This is a genomic window from Candidatus Colwellia aromaticivorans, assembly GCF_003333305.1.
Taxonomy (GTDB): Bacteria; Pseudomonadota; Gammaproteobacteria; order Enterobacterales; family Alteromonadaceae; genus Colwellia; species Colwellia aromaticivorans.
This window is the reverse complement of the sequence record NZ_QOLD01000098.1, coordinates 1-19,909: the sequence shown is the minus strand read 5'-3', so window position 1 is coordinate 19,909 and position 19,909 is coordinate 1. Positions and strand designations below refer to the sequence as shown.

Below are 19,909 nucleotides of genomic sequence, written 5' to 3'. Positions count from 1 at the left end.
GAGTGATTATGTCAAAATTATTGGAATAAAGACATAATAGTATTAATAACCTTTTTACACTGTCTATAAATTTTACACTTTTCATTATTTTAAGAGTGGCAACTTACAAAAATAATAATAAAACCATAAAAAACAGCCGGATACATAACTGGTATGTTTTTTGCTAATAGACTGTGTTATTGGATAATTATGCTACGTGTATAATTGAATTATTCCTTCTTCGGGTGAATATTATGTTTTCAAGAAAAAATTTTTCAAAGGCAATGTTAATAGGGGCTTTTCTTTTTACGAGCTTTTTTGTTAATGCTTCATTAACTCCTGTCGGCGATCTAGTTCAGGTTTCAGTTAATATTACAGAATATAAAAACAATGGTGACATTAAAAATATCAATGATTGTGCAGGGTATTTTGGTTCGGGTTTTACTAACTGTGAAATAACTCATGTCCCCACATCTGGATCTGACATTTTTGCAACAGTAATGGCAAAGTATGATGCTGAAAATTCCGCTAATAATGAATTTATTCTTGGTTCTACCTCCTCGACTGACTGGAGTTTTTCTAATTCTATCAACGGAGCTACTGAAGGAAATTGGACTTATTCAGGCTCGTCATATCCGGGGATTTCTTTCTGGGTATCAAAAGGCGGTAGCGAAGGGTTTATATTAAATTGGATGGTTAGCCAAGACAGTATTGATAATAACGATTGCCAAGCAGGAAATGAATTTACAATAAGTTGTTTAAATGTTTCTGTTGCTGTGACAAGCGGCTATTGGGCTGCTCCTGAGCCTCATAACATATCGCACATCACCTTTTATGGAAACAAATGTGATAATAACTGCGGAACAACGCCACAGCAAGTTCCCGAGCCAACATCTATCGCATTATTTGCTTTAGCCTTATTAGGTATTGCAGGTAGGCGTCAAAGTTCAATTTCAAAATAAATTTATTTGAAAATTATTTATCTAAACAAAACGCCTCTCTTGAGGCGTTTTTTGTAGGGGTAATTTATTACCCGCTTTTTTGTCAGACTGGAGCAACGTTACGAGTAAGAAAGTCACTAGTTTCAAAAACATCTACACCACCTGCCTTCTTCACTATTAACTCGCAGCTTGTAACTTCAGTTGCTAACTATTAATATTCAATTCATATTTTTCAATTAATGAGTACAATGTTGGCCTAGTTACGCCTAATAGTTCTGCTGCTTTAGATATATTCCCTTCAGAAAGCGCATAGGCCTTTTGAATAGCAATCGATTCTGCCTGTTCTCTTACCGTACGTAAATTTAATGATAGTTCATAGTTGCTATAATTATGGTCAAAGAATCCTAAGTCAAAAGCAGTCACCTGCACTCCTGTACACATCACTACAGAAGATTTAACTTTGTTTTGTAATTCACGAATATTTCCTGGCCATCTATGAGCTTTAATAGCACTAATAGCATCATCCGAAAATGATTTAGCATTACTTTTATATTCTGTAGCATAAAGTTGCAGAAAATATTGAGCAAGAATTAAAACATCTTCATCGCGATCACGTAATGGCGGAATATTTAGGGTTATCTCGCTTACTCGGTAAAACAGATCTTCTCTAAATTCTTTGTTTGCAACCATTTGTTCTAAATTTTGATTCGTTGCACAAACGACTCTAACATTTACTGGAATTTCTCCTCTGCCGCCTAGTCGTTCAATTATTTTTTCTTGTAAAAAACGTAGCAATTTAGCTTGTAAATTAAAGGGCATATCACCTATTTCATCAAGAAATAAAGTGCCTCCCTCTGCACATTCTATTTTTCCTTTAGTCGTTTTATGAGCGCCAGTAAATGCGCCCTTTTCAAAACCAAACAATTCACTTTCTAATAATGTTTCAGGAATAGAAGCACAGTTAATTGCGACAAAAGGCTTGTTTTTTCGATCGCTCGCCAGATGAACAGCCTTGGCGGTTACTTCTTTGCCAGTGCCACTTTCACCTAACAATAATGCCGTAATATTTGTTGGCGCAATGCGTTTTATCATGGTACATAAACGTTCAACTGCTGCGCTATTGCCAATAATGCCAATATTACTATCTGTAACAGCGCGCATTGTGCGGTTTTCACTTTCAATGTTCGCTAAAGTCAACGCACGTGAAATAATTACATTAATAACGTCTGCATCAATAGGCTTTTGATAGAAATCATAAGCGCCAGCAGAAATGGCCTTTAATGCATTAGTTCTATCCTCATTACCGGTGATGACTATGATTTTTGTGTGTGGTGCTATAGCAAGAATTTCTTCTAGTGCTTTTAATCCTTCACTCGCATTAGCTGCATCTGGCGGTAATCCTAAATCTAAGGTGACAACCTTTGGCTCATAACGTCTAACTGCTGCGATAGCTGCCTCCCTATCTCCAGCAAGGATCGGGCTGTAATCAGACAAGCTCCATTTCAGCTGTTTTTGTATACCTAAATCGTCATCAACAATTAATACTTTTTCCATAGCTAAGCTATACCCTTTCATAATCTCAATGTTTTATTTATTCACACGCTTTATCCGCATGGAATTGTTAAATGAAAAATACTACCTTCACCTTCAAAGCTAGTTACTTGCATTGTACCACTAGAATTTTCAATAAATTGCTTAGCTTCATAAACACCAATCCCCATGCCTGCATTACCCTTAGTAGTATCAAAAGGCTTAAATAAGCGGTTTTTAATGAAATCGTTGGACATACCGCAGCCATTATCAAGCACGGCTATATGCAAACTTTCAGCTATGATGTCTGCTCTAATTTTAACCCAGCCATCATCTTTAGTCGCTTCTTGCGCGTTCTGCACTATATGATTAAGTACAGAATAAAAGGTTTCTTGTTCAATAACAATTTCAATTTCTGCTGATACCTCAAGTATAACCTGAGGCATCATCACATTACGCTGGAGCGCTATTTGCTTTAACAATTTTCCAACATTAATGCACTTTTTGGTTGATTCAGCAACTTGCTTATTACGTAACTGCGTTAACACCTTATCAAGTTTGTCCGTGGCTGAATCTATTGTTTCAAAGACATCACTAATAAATTCAGGATTATCTCTGTGTCGTTTAGCATTAGCGTTAATTAGTCCCAACTGTGCTTGAATGTTCTTCAAGTCATGAACTAAAAATGCTGACATACGATGGAAAGCTTCAAACTGCTTAGATTCTGCTAAGCTATCATTTACTTCATTCAACGACATATAGTTGCTAAGCTGCTTGGACACGGCAAATAACAAGTCCCTGTCTTCCCAATTAAGAAAACTGCGACCATTAGGTAATGACAACAAAAAGAAGCCGCTAACTTCTTTCTTTTTAAAGATAGGAATAATAATATCAATTTGTTGAGTACGACAATAATCAACATCAAGTGCTAATTCAGGATAACTCTTTTCTACATTGGCATATTCTCGAACATCAATAATCCACCCTTTCTGTTGACAAAACTTATCAGCAGCCAATAAATGATGTAATAATCGTTTTTCTATGTCTAAATCTTGTTGATACACACAAGTATAATTGCCCTGTGATACTTTAATAACCAAGGCACCTTGACTCACATTTAAGGAAGAGCAAATGATTTCAGTTGCCGTTTTATAATAGTTTTCATTGCTTGAGCTACTTAACTGATCAATTGATTTTAACCACTCAAGGCGATAGTCATACTTATTAGCAAAAAAGTGCTTGCTAATAAACACCTTCACTTCACTTCGTACCCTTTCTGTCATTAGCAATGCTGCTAATACGGTACCACCGAGTAATAGAAAAGCGATACTAATAACACTCCCCCAAGCCCCACCAAAATAATTAATAACATAGCCCGCAAAAGCTAACAGCAATAAATAAAGGCCTGAAATAAGTAACATTGAGCTATAAAAAACCACATCTCGAGAAACAAAAACATTAACAGACCAATTTTTTATACGTCGTGTACTTACTAGGATTAACGGCATACCAATAGCCGTAACAAACCCTCTAGCATACCAATAACTAAAATCTAATTGATTTACCATGACGGCTTGTGCAAATAACACAAAATCAAAAACCGTACTCGTACCTAAGGCAATAATCAACGACCATAAAGCCCATTTAACTTTCACATCTGCGTTACGATAAAGCTGTTCAAGCAATACCATCAACCACAAATTTAGCAATAGAAATAAAGAAAATAGATACTTATTGCCTTCCGGCTGAAACAAAGCACCTGCCCAACAAATTAAAGACAAAAATAACCAAGTAAGCAGGTACTTTTTAATTTGTGGTTGCCCTAAAGCTGCTTTAATAGAGCTCACATTGGCTTGGGTAGATAAAATTAGTAATGACCAAATAGCCAGTTTGAAGGTTTCTATTAGCAAAACCCATTGTAATGAAAAAGCCTGATCTATTTGTAATGCGGCAGTAACTGAGGAAGCCAGTATTAGCACACTGCCTATTAATACTAGTTTTCCTGATAATGTGTTATTCCGCGCGGCAAATAACAATAAAATAAACACTAAATAAGCGCAGGTCGCTAATAAATATCCTGAGATTCCCGCTAATGCCATTAATATTATTCCTTTTATTATTAGTTGCTTATCTCGACATATTCGAGAATTTTATCGAGGTTATAATTTATTTTTGGATTCAGGAGGTGAGCATCCACATGATGCCTATATAAGTCATTATCCATGCAATGTTACCCAGGGCATTACAGGAATAATGACGAAATAACCAAACCATTGTACTCACTCAGAAAATATATTTCGACAAATGTAAGAATTTTTTACACCTTAATATAAACAAAACGCCACACAACAACTAACTAATTGTTTCTATTCAACTAAAATAACTAGGCACAAAAAGTGCAGGCAACGCTATATATTGATATAATCAACGCTGTTTGTAAAAATAGCTGACAGTCTGTTAGTAATCACTGTTAGTAAAAAAGGATTGATAGAATGTTAGAGCAAAATAATAACTCTTCAGAGCAAAACAAAGGTTCACAAAAAACAAACACTTGTACTAAAGACGCAAGACGTAGTTTTTTAAAAAAAGCCGCTATTGGTGCACCTATTGTTATTGCTAGCTCAACTAAACCAGCTTGGGGCGCGGCTTGTATGTCTGGTATGATGTCAGGAAATGTTTCTGATCATAATGCTCAATGTGATATTCGTAGCGGTAGAAATCCGACTGATTGGGAAAACTCGTATGTCGGTGCAGATGATTCACACTACACAAATAATGATCCAAGTAAAAAATTGCTAAACTGGTGTAGAGGTTATGAAGACCAATATTTTGTAGTAGTTGATATTGACGATCCCGCTAATTTTTCAGGATCTTTGAATACAACAAACTCTGTATTCCAGGGGATAACAATTCATAACCGTCTTACAGGTATTGACGAATTTAGTCGACAAATTGCTGCTGCTGTTTTAAATGTTGTTACACCAAATATTCCATATGAATACGATATTTTAGAAATTCAAGAGATCTATGATAACGCTGAAAGTGATCAAAAGACACGTGAAAATGTAGCACGTATATTAGCAGACATTCACGGTTCATAATATTTGCTAGCGACCTTCAATACGACAATGCGAATAATAAAAACCTGTAACTTAGTTACCAAAGACTTCAGTGAACAAGTCATCGTATTTGACCCGAATACCGGTCAAACACATTGCCTTGACAGTAATGTTAACGAAATACTGAACCAACTCACCGTCGACATACCCAAGCCATTATCGCAATTAAAACAATTCTTTATACAAGATTGTCTTGATGACGAAAAAACGATGCTAAAAGATTATATTCAGGATATGATTGATAACCTCTTGCAATTAAAATTAATTCGCGTTTATTCATCGTAAAATCTAGTAGTTACGCGTCGAGTTAAAAATAGTAACAAACTACAGTGCCTATAAAAAAAACGCTTCGTAGCCTAAGCACCAATGAAATTATTCAACAATTAAAAAATGACGGCTTAGTTCTCGCTGTAGGGCCTTTTGTTTTTTGCATTAAATCATCATTATCTAGTATCGCTAGCAATGTACAAAAAATTTATGGCGACTTCCAACTGCTAAGCCACGATGATTTGATAGATTTTTATGTTGCCATTAAAAAGCCGCGCGGCTTACGTTCGTTTATAAAACCACAAATTAATTTTTATTGTAATGATTCCAGCCCTTTTTTGCCTTTACCTGCCAGCCAAGCTTTTCCACTTTTAGAATGGGGAATGAACTGGTGTATAGCACAACATGCTCATCATTATTTACTACTGCACAGTGCTGTTTTAGAGAAGAATGGAAAGTCCGTAATATTACCCGCGCAATCTGGCTCAGGTAAAAGCACCTTATGTGCTTTGTTGGCATTAAACGGTTGGCGTTTACTTTCAGATGAAATGGCTTTAATTGATCTAAAAAGCAATCAATTACATGCGTTAGCTCGCCCTATTAGTCTTAAAAACGAATCTATTAATGTCATCCTAAATCAGCCTTGTGCAACAATTCTAGGTGAAGTGGTTGATGACACAACTAAAGGAACAATAAGCCATTTAAAGCCTTCAACAGCTAGTGTGCAGCAAGTTGCAAAAACAGTTGCGCCATTTGCAATAGTGTTCCCTAAATATCAAGCCAACCAACCAATAAATACAAAAACGACTGAGAAAGCAACCGCTTTTATGGCTGTCATAGAAAATAGTTTTAATTATGCCATTTTAGCCGAGGCAGGGTTTAACGCGGTTGCACAACTTATTGATAATACACAATGCCATACCCTTGCTTACAGCAGTACAGAAGAAGTACTCGCTTTTTTTGAGGAGCTAGCCAGTTAATATGCACACTTCCCTACTCGTTAAAGTATTAAAATCGCCAAAAATAATTAAAAGCTTTAACTCAAAAGATTGGAACTTATTATTACGCCAAGCCAGCAGCGCAAATATGCTAGCACGACTTGCTTATACTTTTAATAACCATGGCTTAATGAATGCTGTTCCTGACAAAATTCTCAACCACTTTAATAGTGACCAAGTAAAAGTTGCTCATTTGCACACGCAAGTAAACCAAGAGGTGCAAGAGCTAAATCAGTTGTTTAATAAACTTGATATCAAAGCAATTTACTTAAAAGGTACCGCTTATTTATTAGCTGACTTGCCTTTAGCACAAGGGCGATTTTTTTCTGACATTGATCTTTTACTCAATCAGAGTGATATTGCTAAAGTAGAAATCGCACTAAAATGCCAAGGTTGGAAGTCACAAAAAACTGACGATCACGATCAGGCTTATTATCGTGATTACATGCATGAAATTCCTCCTATGCAACACATTATACGTGGCACAGTAATAGATATTCATCACAATATTTTACCGGTTTGTAACAACAATATAATTGATATTAGTTTATTAAGTGCCGACGCGTTAAAGCTTAATGTCAATACCACTCATGGTAACCATAGTTATGTACTAGCACCTGCGGCTATGTTTTTGCACAGCGCAATACATTTATTTCATGAAGGTGAATTAGAGCAAGGATTACGTGGCTTATCAGATCTTGATCTTTTATTAAGCCATTTTGATGAAAGTGAAGCAAACTTTAGTCAACAACTCATTGATTTAGGAACAAAGATAAATCAACAACAGTCATTATTTTATGCTTGGCGTTATCTAAACAGAATATTAAACAGAGAGTTATCCAACACTGCACAAGCATTTGTAGAAAGTTATCAACCGAAAATCACTAATCTTACCACTATTGATTTCATCTTCACTAACCTATTTACAGTCCATCACAGCACCACGGCATCGTGGCGTTTTTCATTAGCTGCGCAGCTTGCGTATTGGCGTGGTCACCTACTGAGAATGCCTCTGCGGCTGCTCATTCCTCATTTGTTAACAAAGTCTTGGCTACAGTTAAGTGGTCTAATTAAAAAAGATTCTGTAAATATTAATAAGGTTAATGCTCTAGATCCAAGGTTTCATCAGCTTGACGAAGACAAATAGCTAACGCTGATAACTATTTTCTGAATCATCATCTTCGAAGTCTTTAGTTGAGGAGCTAGGCTTTTGTAAATGTATGTACTTGCTCATTATGAGTAAAAATTTCAGTTAATATCGGTACGAGTAAAAAACTCGATACAGCCGAAACACATAACCCAGAGATAAGTACCACACCTAAAGGCTGCCATAAGGCCCCACCATACAAGGTTAAGGGTATAAGCCCACCAATAGTGGTTAACGTTGTTAATAATATTGGTGTAAACCGGGTAGCACTAGCCGCTAACACAGCTTGCTTTTTAGATAAACCTTCCGCCAAGTTTCTATTGGTACAATCGATTAAAATAATGGCATTGTTTACCACAATACCAAATAAACTAATTAAGCCAATAAAAGCCATCATAGAAAAAGATAAACCCATTAAATACAAGCCTATAACAGAGCCTGCCATCGCAAAGGGTATTGAACTAAAAATAATAAGGGGCTGTATAAACGATCTAAATTGCAACACTAGAATAGCAAAAATGCCAATAGCTGTTATTAACATTATTTGTGTTAAACCCGCAAAAGATTCTTGTCTAGATTCTTCTTGTCCCCCTAATGTGTAATACATACCCATGGGTAAACCATTTTGCTCGATATATTGAATAAATTCTTCTGTTAAGGCTTTAACTGAATAACCTGATGCTGCATCAGCAGATACTTTTGCCATCCGTAATTTTTTATGATGAAAGTAGTTTGTTTGACCTTTTTGTAACCGAAGATTGACTACTTGCATTAAAGGGATTTGCTGCCCTGTTAAACTCGTTATATAAACATTTGACAAGGTATTAATATCAGGATTTTTATTCCGTACCAATATTGGATAGTTTTCACCATTAATATCATTGAAACGTCCGATGTTAATACCAGATAAAACTGACTGTAGCGTTGTATCTAACGTGTTTATATCTATATTTGATAAGCCCGCTTTATCGTAATCAATTTCCAGGTTCAACTCAGTATTTGCTACACCTATGGGGTTATCAATATTGATAGCACCCTCAGTGTTGGCCATTTTATCAGCTAAATCATTAGCAACTTGCTCTAAATCATCGAGTGATTCAGAAATAAGCCTAATGGCTATAGGCTGATCTGTTACCGGCCCTTGAGTAAACTCTTTCACCGTTATGTTAGCTTGTTGCCACTGGCTAAATTCACTACGTAATACACTGACTAAAGACGATACTTTTTCGGGATCATATTCTTTTAATACTACCAATACTTGACCGTATTTTTCAACGCCCCGTTTTGGTATTTCATTATAGTAAATTCGAGGATTTGAATTACCAACGTTAAGGGCAACTTTTTCAACTAACGGCTGTTTTTCTATAAATAGTGTCATTTTCTGCATGACATTATTGGTAAAACTTAATGATGAATTAGGCGGTGCTTCAACATTTATTAATAACATTGATTTTTCAGCTTTGGGGAATAAACTTAAACCCACTTGACTAAAAAGTGACAACATAGCAAGTAAACTAGCTATAGCAATAGCAATAACTAGCCAACGAAATTTAAATAACTTAACTAACCATGATGAATAAAGAGTTTCCGCAAAGTGATTAATATAATGTTGTAATGTTTTAACTTTAGTTGGCTTTAAGCTAAAGCTCTTACTTGCTAATAAAGGTAAAACTGTTAATGACAAAAGCAAAGATGCTAGCAAGACTAATACAACGGTAACTGGCATTGATCGGAGAAAGTCACCTGTATCACTAGCAATCATTAGCATAGGAAGAAAGGCTAACATAGTAGTCACTGTGCCACTAACTGATGCCCAAGCAACCTTTTTAGTGCCATTAATAGCCGCTTCAACCATGTTTTTTGATTTGCTTTTTTCTCGATGAATACTTTCAGTCACCACAATAGCATCATCAACTAACAATCCTAACGCGATAATCAAACCAACTATCGACATTTGCTGTAATCCAAAGCCAGCAAAATCTAACCAACCGATTGCGATAAGAAAAGAAAGTGGAATAACAAGAATTACAACGATTGACTCTCGTAAACCTAAAAACAATAAAGCTAATACGCCAACTAAAACAAGCCCTTGCCAAAGGTTGTCAAAAAAGCCATTCACTCTAGTTTCAACACTGTCTGCCTGCTCAAACAATACTTCTATTCTTATATCTTTTGGTATTGTTTGTTTAAATAGCGCTATTTCTTGTTGAATAGATTCTGTTAATGAAAAAATATTCGTACCTATTTGCTGTTCAACCGTAACAAATATCACTGGTTTTTTATCAAAATAAGCTAAATAACTTGGCTCTTGGCTAGCAAAACTAACTTCTGCTACATCTTTAAGCCGTATCAAAAAATCCTCGCTAGAGACAACAATAGTGTTTTCTAATTGTTCAAGTTTTTCAAAATTACCACTTGCTTTCACATTGAAGCGACGAGTATTGGCGTTAACAAAGCCTGGAGTGATATTTGTCGCACGCCCCTGTAAAACCTGCATAACTTGCGTCGTCGATATATTGTGGTGTAAAAGTAAATCTAAATTAAGATCGACAGCTACAACTTGTTGCGGATAACCCCATATATCAGCTTTTTTAACACTCTCTATCGTCTCTAAGCGCTTTTCTAAAAGCTTTGCATAAAACTCCATCTGTTTGTAATTAGTTGGTTCGGTCCACAAGGCAAGTTGAACGATAGCCACCGCAGTAGGGGTTGCTTTTAAAACTAAGACATCTTGTACGCCATCCGGTAGTGTGGGTTTAACAGAAGAAACCGCAAGTTGTACTTTATTAAAGGCTAATTCAGGATCTGAACCATAATTAAAGGTAATTTCAATGCGAGTGCCACCATTTTTAATTTGAGATTCAATTTTTTTAATATTATCAATATCTGCAAATTCTTCTTCTAGTGGGTCAACCACCAAGGTTTCAATATCCGTAGGTGATGCTCCAGGGTAAATCACTTCTATCAGAGTTATTGGAATATCAAACTGCGGGTCTTCACTGCGCGGCATATTAAAATACGACACTATACCAACCAGCACCAATAAGGCGACGATAGTAATAGTAAATTGTGCATTTTTAAGCGCTAAACTAGGTAATTTCATACCGCTTATTTCTCGGTAGAAATAAGCGATAACTTATTCCAGCCTTGGGTGATCACTTTTAAAGACAAATCACTTTGAACAGCTTGTAGGTATAAATAATCATTATCTATTTTATATATAGGAAAGGCTTGCTGGATAGGGTTACTCTTTTTTTCAAGCACAATTAATGCTTGTCCTTGATCGTTCACTGCATTTAGCGCTTCTATTGGTAAACGGTAAACAAAATCATGACTTTGCGAATGAATTAGAATTTTCGCTAACTGACCCACAATTAGCGGCCGAGTAAAGCTCGTTTCGGGTAATAACACTTCAATAGTAAACAAGTGGTTGCTGCTATTTGATATTGCTGGAATTTTACTTATCACGCCTTCAATTAAACCAAAGCGTGCTATATGTACTTGTACTTTTTGATTTAACCTAACAAAACCTATTTCGTCACTCGTTAGCGCAACACTCACAATCAAATTATGCTCTAACGCAGCTACTTGTAGGGCAGCTTTACCGGGCGATTGTAATTCACCTAATTCAGTATTACGTTGAACAACAACACCAGAAAAAGGCGCAAACACCTGTGCTTTATCTAAATTATAAACAGCAATTCGATATACTGATCTTGTTGTTTCAACAGCAGTAAGCGCATCATCAAGCTCTCGTTGTGAACTTAGTTTTTTTGCTAATAATGTTTGAATACGATTGACGTTACGCTTTGCTTGCAATAGACGAGCATAAGTTGAATTTTTGTTCGCTTTTAATTCTGATGTGTCTAATGCTGCTAACAGTTGTTCAGCCTCAAAAGTATCTCCTTCATCAACGTTTAATTTCGTTAAAAAACCTGCCGTTTTAAATGATAAATTTAACGTATGCCTAAAATTAACTTTACCTGTTCGTTTAATAGCTTGAATATAAGGCTCAACATCAACTTGCGTGACTTGATAGCCCTCATTAGACATGCTTTGCGCAAAAGCACTGGCGCTAAAAAATAAAAAAAGACCGGTAAATACAGTTGGTAAAAGAGAATGCATGCGTATTTTCATCAAAATAAAATAATAAAGTGTTCCATATTGCTAATACTCTAGGCAGTTTTTCTAATAAAGTACATAATTATCGTGCGCTTATAGCAAAGGAAGTGGTTTAAATAATATTTGATTTAAAAGAATAGATAACAATAGGGCTCTCGGCAGGAATCGAATATAGCCGTAAAAGCTGTTGAGACGGGAGTTATATAAAGTACAACGCAACAATGCTAACACTTAGTGCTTTTATCATTCATTAGAGAAAATGGCGCAATAACAGTTTGTTTCCTACATTAACGCCATGGATCACGTTAGAACCACAAATATAATTCAAGGCGGGTTTGTACCGCAGAATAATAAGCGAGATATGCTTAGTTTTCTTTTCGGTTCATCATAGCAATGAAAAAGAGATGAATACCTGAAATATGAGGTAAATCATATTTTTATATTACGAAAAAGGATGTTTATTCACCTATACTCTTTTGCGTAGCATAGGTGAGCTAATATTTATTTATTGAATTTTTTAACAGCCGTTAGTAATTGCCGACAAGAAACCTGTCCAACTAATTTACCATCTTCAACAACAGGTCGACGACGTTGACCTTTGAGTAACATGTCTTGAGCGACATTAATAATACCTTCGCTAGGATGAGCAACAATTACACCTTTGGTCATATATTCATTGACCAAACCAACACCAACATTATTGTAAGTACTTTTTAGTACGGCTGCTAAACAATCCATTTCCGAAAGCACACCCACTAGGGTTTTATTTTCATCGATGACGCAAACCCCTGACACCTTATTATCTATGATGATTTGCATCGTATCGAATAAATTGGCATCATCCTTCACCTTGATCGGGTTAGTAATCATATAATCACGCAGGTCAACAGAATGAAGCATGGTAAAATTCCTTATAATTTAAAAATAATATTCATTATGCAAAATGTTAGACCGTATATTTTGACTGAATCTGAAATACGGGCACATAACGTAAGTAGAATATAAACACCATATTTGATCCAAGTCAAAGAATACTATAAATATTTATTAACACTAATCGAATATGAATTTATAAAAAAGTTAATAAACAAGGATAACGTGAATTAAGTTCATTAGAACAATAGATTAATATTTTATTGATTATCGTTTAATAACTTGTTTATTACTTTTTCATCACACTCGATAAAGATCTAACGCTAACAAATAAAATGTCAGTGAAGTGTTATAACTCATTACTGTTTTAATTTTTTATGTCAACAATGTACTTATACCAATTACACTAACTAAGTGATCATTTTCAAATGGCTTAAATATCCAATACATCGTTGCTTTCAATCCCAATAGCCAGCTATTACTCAATCAAGCGCCTTGCTTACATGGATGTAGGTACTTAGGTTTTGTCTGGAACTAAAAACCTGTGTTCTTGAACATTTATTCTCATTGAATTTTGTAACCTTAATTAATGTAAATGGTATTACTCTTCCCTAAACGCTTCAGCATTAAGATGATGTCTATTCAATAGTTTATAAAACTCGGTTCTATTTCGTTGCGCTATTCTCGCTGCTTGGGAAACATTTCCGGCTGTAATTTTTAATAAGTTAGCTAAATAGTCACGTTCAAATTGATCTCTAGCCTCTTGAAAAGAAGGTAATTGAGTTGTTTTTTCACGTAATGCACTCATCACTAAAGATGCATTTATTAATGATCCTGTTGATAAAGCAACACTTTGTTCAACCACATTTTGCAATTGACGAATATTACCAGGCCAAGGTGCGCTAATTAATAACTCCATCGCTTCAGCTGAAAAGCCTTTAACTTTATTGTGTGACTTCACCTCAACATGAGAGAGAAAATGTTGCGCCAATAATGGTATGTCTTCTCGTCGTTGCGAAAGTGGTGGCAATTCTAATTCAACCACATTGAGGCGGTAATATAAGTCTTCTCTAAAGGTTTTATCAATTATTGCTTGCTGCAAATTTTTATGAGTAGCCGAGATAATACGAACATCTACTTTTATTGATTGAGTACTGCCAACAGGGCGAATTTCCTTTTCTTGTAATGCTCTTAATAGCTTCACTTGAAAACTCATTGGCATATCGCCGATTTCATCTAAAAATAATGTACCACCATTAGTCGCTTGAAATAACCCAACATGATTTTTACCTGCACCGGTAAATGCTCCTTTAGCATGTCCAAAAAGTTCTGATTCTAATAACTGCTCAGGGATTGCAGCACAATTTATCGCGGTAAAGGGTTTATCATGGCGATGGCTGGCTTGGTGAATAGCTTTTGCTAACAACTCTTTTCCTGTACCACTCGCGCTGTGGATTAATAAGCTAAAATCACTTTGCGCCACTTGATTAGTTTGTTGTAAAAGAGACTCCATTATTGCACTACGGCTGATTATATTTGCCCGCCAAGACGACTCTTTAGGGGTGTTTTGAGTAATTGAAGGTTGCAGTTGTATCGCTTTTTGGACTGTTTCTAGTAACTCTTGGCTTTCAAACGGCTTTGTCAAAAAACTAAATACACCTTGTTTTGTCGCATTGATAGCATCTGGAATAGTGCCATGGGCAGTCATAATAACCACCGGCATATGTGGGTGTTGCTTTCTAATTTGCTCAAACAGTGCCATGCCATCCATACCCTCCATACGCAAATCACTAATAACCATATGAGGCTGAAAACTTTTTAATATACCCAACGCTATTTTTGCGCTCGCAGCAGACTCTACGTTATAACCTGCAGCAGAAAGCCTAATGCCAAGTAAACGCAGTAGATTAGGATCGTCATCAACGATTAATATTTTTTTCTTTAATTGGTTATTAACATTTGTCATTTGCAGTTATTGTCCACGATTACTAAGTGTTTTTTCAATTTTTTTAAGCTGAATGATTTGTTTATTAAGTTGGTCAATTTTTAATTGCTGCTCTAAATTCACTTTTTTAGATTGTTGATAAGCACCTTTGTAGTTGGTAAGTTGTTCTAATAGTAGCAATTGTTGATTAAGTTGATCCTTTAACATAACAACAAAAGCTAAATCTGTAGTACTAAAAGTAGTTTCGCTATAAGGCACTAATGGGTAATCGTTGAGCAGTGTTTTTGCAGTGTAAGGATTATGAATTGGAGAATCAGGCAAGCTATATAACATGATTAATTGAACATCAGCTTGTGCATAGCCTGATTGTTTATTGCTTTTTTGTTGGAATATTTCTTCTACTATTTCGTCATCACTTAAGCTCTTTATCCACAAGTAGTAGTCGCTAAAATCAACCTTATTACTATTTGAATCGCTCAATAACTGGCAGCCACTTATAGCAAAAAGCATTAGAATAGTGGATAGCGGCATGCCCTGTTTCTTTATTTCATTTGTTATTCGACAAAAGCACGATGATAACTTACAAATTAGTCGCTTCACTATTCCTCTCCCATCCTTTGAGCTCTAGGCAACGTTATTTGAACCCTTGTTCCCTTGTTATTGTACTGTTTACTTTGGATACTTATCTCGCCGTTAAGGCGCATCAGGAGTTCTTTGACAATGGTAAGGCCAAGGCCACTGCCCTTAATTTGGCTATTCTCTGGTGCCTGACCTTGATAAAAAGCATCAAAAACTTTCTCTTTGATATCTGGGTTAATACCTGGACCATTATCCACTATTGAGAGCTGTAATTGTTTATTTTTAAATTCACTGTAAATACCGATTGTGCCCTGGTCTGAAGAGTATTTAATTGCGTTTGATAATATATTGTCTAACACCACTTTTAACTGCTTAGCATTACTGTAAATAATAACCTCTTCAACCATTTGAATAATCTCTAGCTTCTTGCGCTTAATATCTAACTTATGATCCGCAAGCACATTTTCAAATAATGGTTGTAAGGCGATTTTTTCCCTGTCTTGTAAACTAGTAGAGTCTAAAACAATATTAAAGTTGAGTAGATCTTCAATAAGTCGTTGTAATCGGTTTACACTCTCTTTAATTATGTAGCAGACCTCTTGTTGCTCATCGTTCAATTCACCTACACTGTTATCGTAAAGCAACTCTGTGCCTTCTCTAATAGCAGCTAACGGTGTTTTTAATTCATGTGAGATGTGACGAATGAAACTGGATTTTTGTAACTCTAATGCGTGTAATCGTAAACGCATAATTTCAAGCGCATCCGCTATTTCTCTAACTTCAGGAAAACCTTTTAACTTTATTTCGTTTTCAAAATCACCTTGCTCTAAAGATTGTATTTTTGCTATTAATAATTTTAAAGGTGTCGTAATTAAATATAAAAACACACCTGCTATGATTAATGTCATTGGTATAATCAATAGGCTAATCAGCATTGTACCGCTGATTTGCTTCGCCGTTTTATCAATTTTATCCGCTTGATTATTGATCAAAACATCACTTCTTAAATGTATTTGTCGGCTCACCTCAGTTAACGAAACAAACTGATTTTGTATAAATTCTAAAGAATTATCATCAATAGATTTAGTGGTAATAAGCTCATGAACTTTTGTGATGATAGAAGAAAAGTTATGACTTAATTGCGCTAACCGCTCATCTTTATAAACAGCAAGATTATCATTAACTAATGCTAAAATTTGTACTTCTTGGGCTAAATAATCGACTTTAAGCTCTACGTCTTTCAACACTATAAATTGGCTAGCATATCGTTCCAGTTTTAGTTGATTTTCATTTAACTCACGATTCACTTTTGTCAAGGCTACTACCGAAAATATTGCTTGTGCCGACTGCTTAGACATTAAGTTAACTTGCATAGTGCTGTAGATTAAAGCAAGCACTAAAGGGAGCGCAACTAGCGTAAAACCCAACAAAGTTAATTTTTTAATTGATAATGCACCAATAGTAAAATCACTATTGAGCAAAGGAAGACTTTTCGGCATTTTTGAAGGCACTATGAGCTTTTACCCCAAAGGATTATAAAATAAAAAATGATGAATTACGCCTTTTTAAGCGATAGGACTATAAAATGCAAGTCTGTCGCCGGTTAGCGACAGATACGTTCTTTAATACTAACACTACATTAACAATTGATTATTAAGCAATTTAATCTTTTATTTAAGACCATATTTCTAATTAAATTATTTTCCAAAATATATCTGTCTCTCAATGGCAACACATTAGCTCATACTATTCAGTGTTATTTATTTTTATCCTATATAATCAGCAACTTATTAACATGGCATGACTTGTGCTTATTCAACATGAAATACAAATAATACCTAATTTTTACATTATATATTTAAAAGGAAGAGAAAATGAAAAACATGAGTTTAATAAAAGTAACATTCGCTGTTATTGCTACAGCTTTAGCTTCTTCACTTGTTAACGCAAAAGATGTTATGACAAAAAGCATTCCGGCTATAGCTACTCCTGCACCTACAAGCACCCAATTTGACCAACTTGATTTAGATAAAAATGGTTTACTTAGCCTTGCAGAAACGCAAGAAGTTAAACTAATTAATGATGCTTTTACTACAATTGATTCAAATAGTGACGCTACTATCAGCAAAGATGAGTTTACCAAATACATTACAAAATAATAAGTTTACATTGAACAATAATGTTAGCCACTTTCTTAAAAACATTATTATCATTCTAATTTGCTCGCGCAACTTTCCGGCTACTGCCTAATTGAGTCAGCCGGTATTTCTTTGAGGTACAATAATGACAGATACAACATCACGCTTTATACAACTAGACAATTGGATTTTTGAAGTAAAATCAGTACGTGCTATCAAGGTCAATAGTTATGGAAAACCCTATGATGCCATTGCAAATGTTTCCTTTAATGGCAATAGCGCCTATATTGATGGCCTTATGACACGTGAAGATGAAAGCTTCAACAAAGAAGATTATCAAGTGTTTATGCGTTTGTGCCAGAAAATGGGGATGAAACAGATGCAATTTGATCGTTTTAAAAATAATCAATTTAAATTAGAAACAGTTAATCTTCAACCCATTGAAAAAGAAGAAACGCCAAAATTATCATTGGTACGTTAATACAATCATTATAATAAATAGACTTTTCTTCGCTGATAGTGTGCTACTTTTATTTTTATCTAGTCAGTTACTGGCTATTGGGATTGAAAGCAACGATGTTATTGGATATTTAGACCATTTAAAAAGATCACTTAGTTAGTCTGATTGGTATTACACATAGTTTGAGTTACATACAAGGTGAAGGTCTGGGTAAAACACTTAGCTAAGTTTTACATTCCAGGGCAATAATGTTTCGATATCAAGTGCAGAGTTGGTCAATTGCTCTAGGCAATGCATGAGATAGTCGAATGGTATTAATCCATTCGCTTTTGCCGTTTCTATTATCGAGTACAGCATAGCACTGGCTCTTGCGCCATTTGCTGTATTTGAGAACATCCAGTTTTTGCGACCAATAACAAACGGTTTAACCGCTCGCTCTGCTCGATTGTTGTCTATATTGAGTTCACCATCTTCAATATAACAGTTAAGTTTATGCCACTGATTTTTACAGTATTGGATAGCTTTGCCTAAGGCTGTTTTGGGGGGGACATTGGTTTTTTCCAGCCATTGATAAAATTGTGCGAGTAAGGGCTTAGCCTTTTCTTGGCGACCTTGGTATTTTTCCTCTGAGGTTTTATCTTTTAATTGGATCTCTAACCGATATAATTTTTGAATATGATTGAGTGCCATATTCGCTTTACCCGTTTTGCCTTTAGGTTGGGCGATTTCTGCTTCTTTAAATTTTCGACGTGCATGTGCCCAACAACCCGCTAACGTTGCTTTTGTTTTTTCATAGCCCACGTAACCATCAACTTGCAAATAACCCGTGTAGCCGTCGAGATAATCTACCGCACATTGCCCCGCACGACCGGATTGGTAATCATATAAAACAATATTGGGGATATCATTTTGTGTAGGCGCATCACTGCCCGTGCAGTAGAGCCACATATAGCATTTGGCTTTATCTTCTTTAATGACTTTAAGCGTGGTTTCATCTGCTTGAATAACACGCTGCTGCAAGAGGGTTTTCTGTAATTGTGCATAAAGTGGCTTAAACAGCTCACTGCATTTCATCATCCACTCACTCATCGTCTTTCGACTTAAGGCTATACCGTATTGCTTAAATAAGCTTTCTTGGCGATAAAGTGGCAGCGCATACTGATATTTACTGGTAATTATTTGGCTTAGTAATGAAGGCGTAGCAAACCCTTTAGGGATCGGGCTGGGTGGAATAGGTGCACTCTTTATTTTAGTGTTAATGCCTTCTTTTTCACACGTTCGGCAACTGTACTTTAATCGAACATGTTCAATAACTTTAACTTTCGCGGGGATAAACTCAAGCTTTTCACTGCGTGACTCACCCATTTGATGCAATTGATTACCACAGCAATCACAGGACTTTTCATCATCGCTCAAATCATGAATGATAACTTCGCGCTCAAGGTCTTTCGGGAGTTTTTGTCGAACAGGCTTTTTCTTAACCGTGGTTGATGTTGATTCAACCACGTCTTCAATAACATCAAGCTCAACTTCGGCTTCGTTAAATAAATCACCTTGCGCGGGATGACTTTCACTCTGTGCACCAAAGCGTTGCTGCTGAGCAAGGCGAAACTGCTCTTCGAGAAACACTAATCTAGCCGCTTGTTGGGCCGATTGCTCTCGCTCAGCTAAAAGCATCGCTTTTAACTGTTCAATATCATTGGGTAGGAATTGCTCGTCATCAGTCATGAAGCTATTTTATCAATAATTCACGCTAACTTATTGGCTTTATTCAGATTGTTTGGTGATCAATAAATCCTGCTTATGATCAC

Annotated in this window: 16 protein-coding genes; 7 read left to right on the top strand and 9 right to left on the bottom strand. The window is 35.7% G+C overall.

The window, feature by feature from the left end; translation table 11 throughout:
• Nucleotides 1-233 precede the first annotated feature (233 nt).
• Nucleotides 234-941, top strand: a complete 708-nt coding sequence (locus DWA31_RS16135; protein ID WP_114327594.1) for a PEP-CTERM sorting domain-containing protein — start codon at nucleotides 234-236, stop codon at nucleotides 939-941.
• Nucleotides 942-1,124: 183 nt separating this feature from the next.
• Here the strand turns inward: DWA31_RS16135 and prsR are convergent, their stop codons facing one another.
• Nucleotides 1,125-2,474, bottom strand: a complete 1,350-nt coding sequence (gene prsR / locus DWA31_RS16130; protein WP_114327684.1) for a PEP-CTERM-box response regulator transcription factor — start codon at nucleotides 2,472-2,474, stop codon at nucleotides 1,125-1,127.
• 50 nt (nucleotides 2,475-2,524) lie between these two features.
• Nucleotides 2,525-4,549 (bottom strand): XrtA/PEP-CTERM system histidine kinase PrsK, encoded by a 2,025-nt coding sequence (gene prsK / locus DWA31_RS16125; RefSeq protein WP_114327593.1) that lies wholly within the window; start codon nucleotides 4,547-4,549, stop codon nucleotides 2,525-2,527.
• 393 nt (nucleotides 4,550-4,942) lie between these two features.
• Here prsK and DWA31_RS16120 point away from each other — a divergent pair, with 393 nt between their 5' ends.
• From DWA31_RS16120 to DWA31_RS16105, 4 genes are read left to right on the top strand one after another with little or no spacing between them, the layout of a single operon-like run.
• Nucleotides 4,943-5,551, top strand: coding sequence for a hypothetical protein (locus DWA31_RS16120; protein ID WP_114327592.1), 609 nt, complete (start codon nucleotides 4,943-4,945; stop codon nucleotides 5,549-5,551).
• 27 nt (nucleotides 5,552-5,578) lie between these two features.
• Nucleotides 5,579-5,854 (top strand): hypothetical protein, encoded by a 276-nt coding sequence (locus DWA31_RS16115; protein ID WP_114327591.1) that lies wholly within the window; start codon nucleotides 5,579-5,581, stop codon nucleotides 5,852-5,854.
• Between the two features lie 44 nt (nucleotides 5,855-5,898).
• Nucleotides 5,899-6,816, top strand: a complete 918-nt coding sequence (locus DWA31_RS16110) for an HprK-related kinase A (RefSeq protein WP_114327590.1) — start codon at nucleotides 5,899-5,901, stop codon at nucleotides 6,814-6,816.
• A gap of 1 nt (nucleotide 6,817) precedes the next feature.
• The gene (locus DWA31_RS16105) at nucleotides 6,818-7,981 is read left to right on the top strand and encodes a nucleotidyltransferase domain-containing protein (RefSeq protein ID WP_114327589.1); all 1,164 of its coding nucleotides are present in this window, start codon (nucleotides 6,818-6,820) and stop codon (nucleotides 7,979-7,981) included.
• Nucleotides 7,982-8,036: 55 nt separating this feature from the next.
• On the opposite strand, the gene DWA31_RS16100 is transcribed toward DWA31_RS16105, so the two are convergent.
• From DWA31_RS16100 to DWA31_RS16075, 6 genes are all read right to left on the bottom strand, one after another.
• Complete coding sequence (locus DWA31_RS16100; RefSeq protein ID WP_114327588.1) at nucleotides 8,037-11,084, bottom strand: efflux RND transporter permease subunit; 3,048 nt, start codon at nucleotides 11,082-11,084, stop codon at nucleotides 8,037-8,039.
• A gap of 5 nt (nucleotides 11,085-11,089) precedes the next feature.
• The gene (locus tag DWA31_RS16095; protein WP_245942656.1) at nucleotides 11,090-12,106 is read right to left on the bottom strand and encodes an efflux RND transporter periplasmic adaptor subunit; all 1,017 of its coding nucleotides are present in this window, start codon (nucleotides 12,104-12,106) and stop codon (nucleotides 11,090-11,092) included.
• A 498-nt stretch (nucleotides 12,107-12,604) separates the two neighbouring features.
• The gene (locus tag DWA31_RS16090) at nucleotides 12,605-13,003 is read right to left on the bottom strand and encodes a CBS domain-containing protein (RefSeq protein WP_210725624.1); all 399 of its coding nucleotides are present in this window, start codon (nucleotides 13,001-13,003) and stop codon (nucleotides 12,605-12,607) included.
• Nucleotides 13,004-13,577: 574 nt separating this feature from the next.
• On the bottom strand, nucleotides 13,578-14,942 hold the full coding sequence (locus tag DWA31_RS16085; protein ID WP_114327586.1) for a sigma 54-interacting transcriptional regulator: 1,365 nt from the start codon (nucleotides 14,940-14,942) through the stop codon (nucleotides 13,578-13,580).
• Nucleotides 14,943-14,948: 6 nt separating this feature from the next.
• Nucleotides 14,949-15,452: a hypothetical protein gene (locus DWA31_RS16080; RefSeq protein ID WP_114327585.1), complete on the bottom strand. Its 504-nt coding sequence runs from the start codon at nucleotides 15,450-15,452 to the stop codon at nucleotides 14,949-14,951.
• Between the two features lie 68 nt (nucleotides 15,453-15,520).
• A complete protein-coding gene (locus DWA31_RS16075) occupies nucleotides 15,521-16,999 on the bottom strand; it encodes a HAMP domain-containing sensor histidine kinase (RefSeq protein ID WP_136038009.1) in 1,479 nt (492 codons plus the stop codon).
• A gap of 375 nt (nucleotides 17,000-17,374) precedes the next feature.
• Between DWA31_RS16075 and DWA31_RS16070 the strand changes: the two genes are divergently transcribed.
• Together DWA31_RS16070 and DWA31_RS16065 are read left to right on the top strand one after the other, a co-directional pair.
• Nucleotides 17,375-17,659 (top strand): EF-hand domain-containing protein, encoded by a 285-nt coding sequence (locus DWA31_RS16070; protein WP_114327682.1) that lies wholly within the window; start codon nucleotides 17,375-17,377, stop codon nucleotides 17,657-17,659.
• A gap of 124 nt (nucleotides 17,660-17,783) precedes the next feature.
• The gene (locus tag DWA31_RS16065) at nucleotides 17,784-18,119 is read left to right on the top strand and encodes a hypothetical protein (RefSeq protein WP_114327583.1); all 336 of its coding nucleotides are present in this window, start codon (nucleotides 17,784-17,786) and stop codon (nucleotides 18,117-18,119) included.
• Between the two features lie 198 nt (nucleotides 18,120-18,317).
• Here the strand turns inward: DWA31_RS16065 and tnpC are convergent, their stop codons facing one another.
• Entirely contained in the window at nucleotides 18,318-19,826 is a 1,509-nt protein-coding gene (tnpC, locus tag DWA31_RS16060; protein WP_114327582.1) for an IS66 family transposase, read from the bottom strand.
• Nucleotides 19,827-19,909: the final 83 nt, after the last annotated feature.

Excerpts from the sequence above, each read along its gene's own strand:
- DWA31_RS16135 (WP_114327594.1), top strand. The coding sequence starts at position 234 with ATGTTTTCAAGAAAAAATTTTTCAAAGGCAATGTTAATAGGGGCTTTT.
- prsR (WP_114327684.1), bottom strand. The coding sequence starts at position 2,474 with ATGGAAAAAGTATTAATTGTTGATGACGATTTAGGTATACAAAAACAG.
- prsK (WP_114327593.1), bottom strand. The coding sequence starts at position 4,549 with ATGGCATTAGCGGGAATCTCAGGATATTTATTAGCGACCTGCGCTTAT.
- DWA31_RS16120 (WP_114327592.1), top strand. The coding sequence starts at position 4,943 with ATGTTAGAGCAAAATAATAACTCTTCAGAGCAAAACAAAGGTTCACAA.
- DWA31_RS16115 (WP_114327591.1), top strand. The coding sequence starts at position 5,579 with ATGCGAATAATAAAAACCTGTAACTTAGTTACCAAAGACTTCAGTGAA.
- DWA31_RS16105 (WP_114327589.1), top strand. The coding sequence starts at position 6,818 with ATGCACACTTCCCTACTCGTTAAAGTATTAAAATCGCCAAAAATAATT.
- DWA31_RS16100 (WP_114327588.1), bottom strand. The coding sequence starts at position 11,084 with ATGAAATTACCTAGTTTAGCGCTTAAAAATGCACAATTTACTATTACT.
- DWA31_RS16095 (WP_245942656.1), bottom strand. The coding sequence starts at position 12,106 with ATGCATTCTCTTTTACCAACTGTATTTACCGGTCTTTTTTTATTTTTT.
- DWA31_RS16090 (WP_210725624.1), bottom strand. The coding sequence starts at position 13,003 with ATGCTTCATTCTGTTGACCTGCGTGATTATATGATTACTAACCCGATC.
- DWA31_RS16085 (WP_114327586.1), bottom strand. The coding sequence starts at position 14,942 with ATGACAAATGTTAATAACCAATTAAAGAAAAAAATATTAATCGTTGAT.
- DWA31_RS16080 (WP_114327585.1), bottom strand. The coding sequence starts at position 15,452 with ATGCCGCTATCCACTATTCTAATGCTTTTTGCTATAAGTGGCTGCCAG.
- DWA31_RS16075 (WP_136038009.1), bottom strand. The coding sequence starts at position 16,999 with ATGCCGAAAAGTCTTCCTTTGCTCAATAGTGATTTTACTATTGGTGCA.
- DWA31_RS16070 (WP_114327682.1), top strand. The coding sequence starts at position 17,375 with ATGAAAAACATGAGTTTAATAAAAGTAACATTCGCTGTTATTGCTACA.
- DWA31_RS16065 (WP_114327583.1), top strand. The coding sequence starts at position 17,784 with ATGACAGATACAACATCACGCTTTATACAACTAGACAATTGGATTTTT.
- tnpC (WP_114327582.1), bottom strand. The coding sequence starts at position 19,826 with ATGACTGATGACGAGCAATTCCTACCCAATGATATTGAACAGTTAAAA.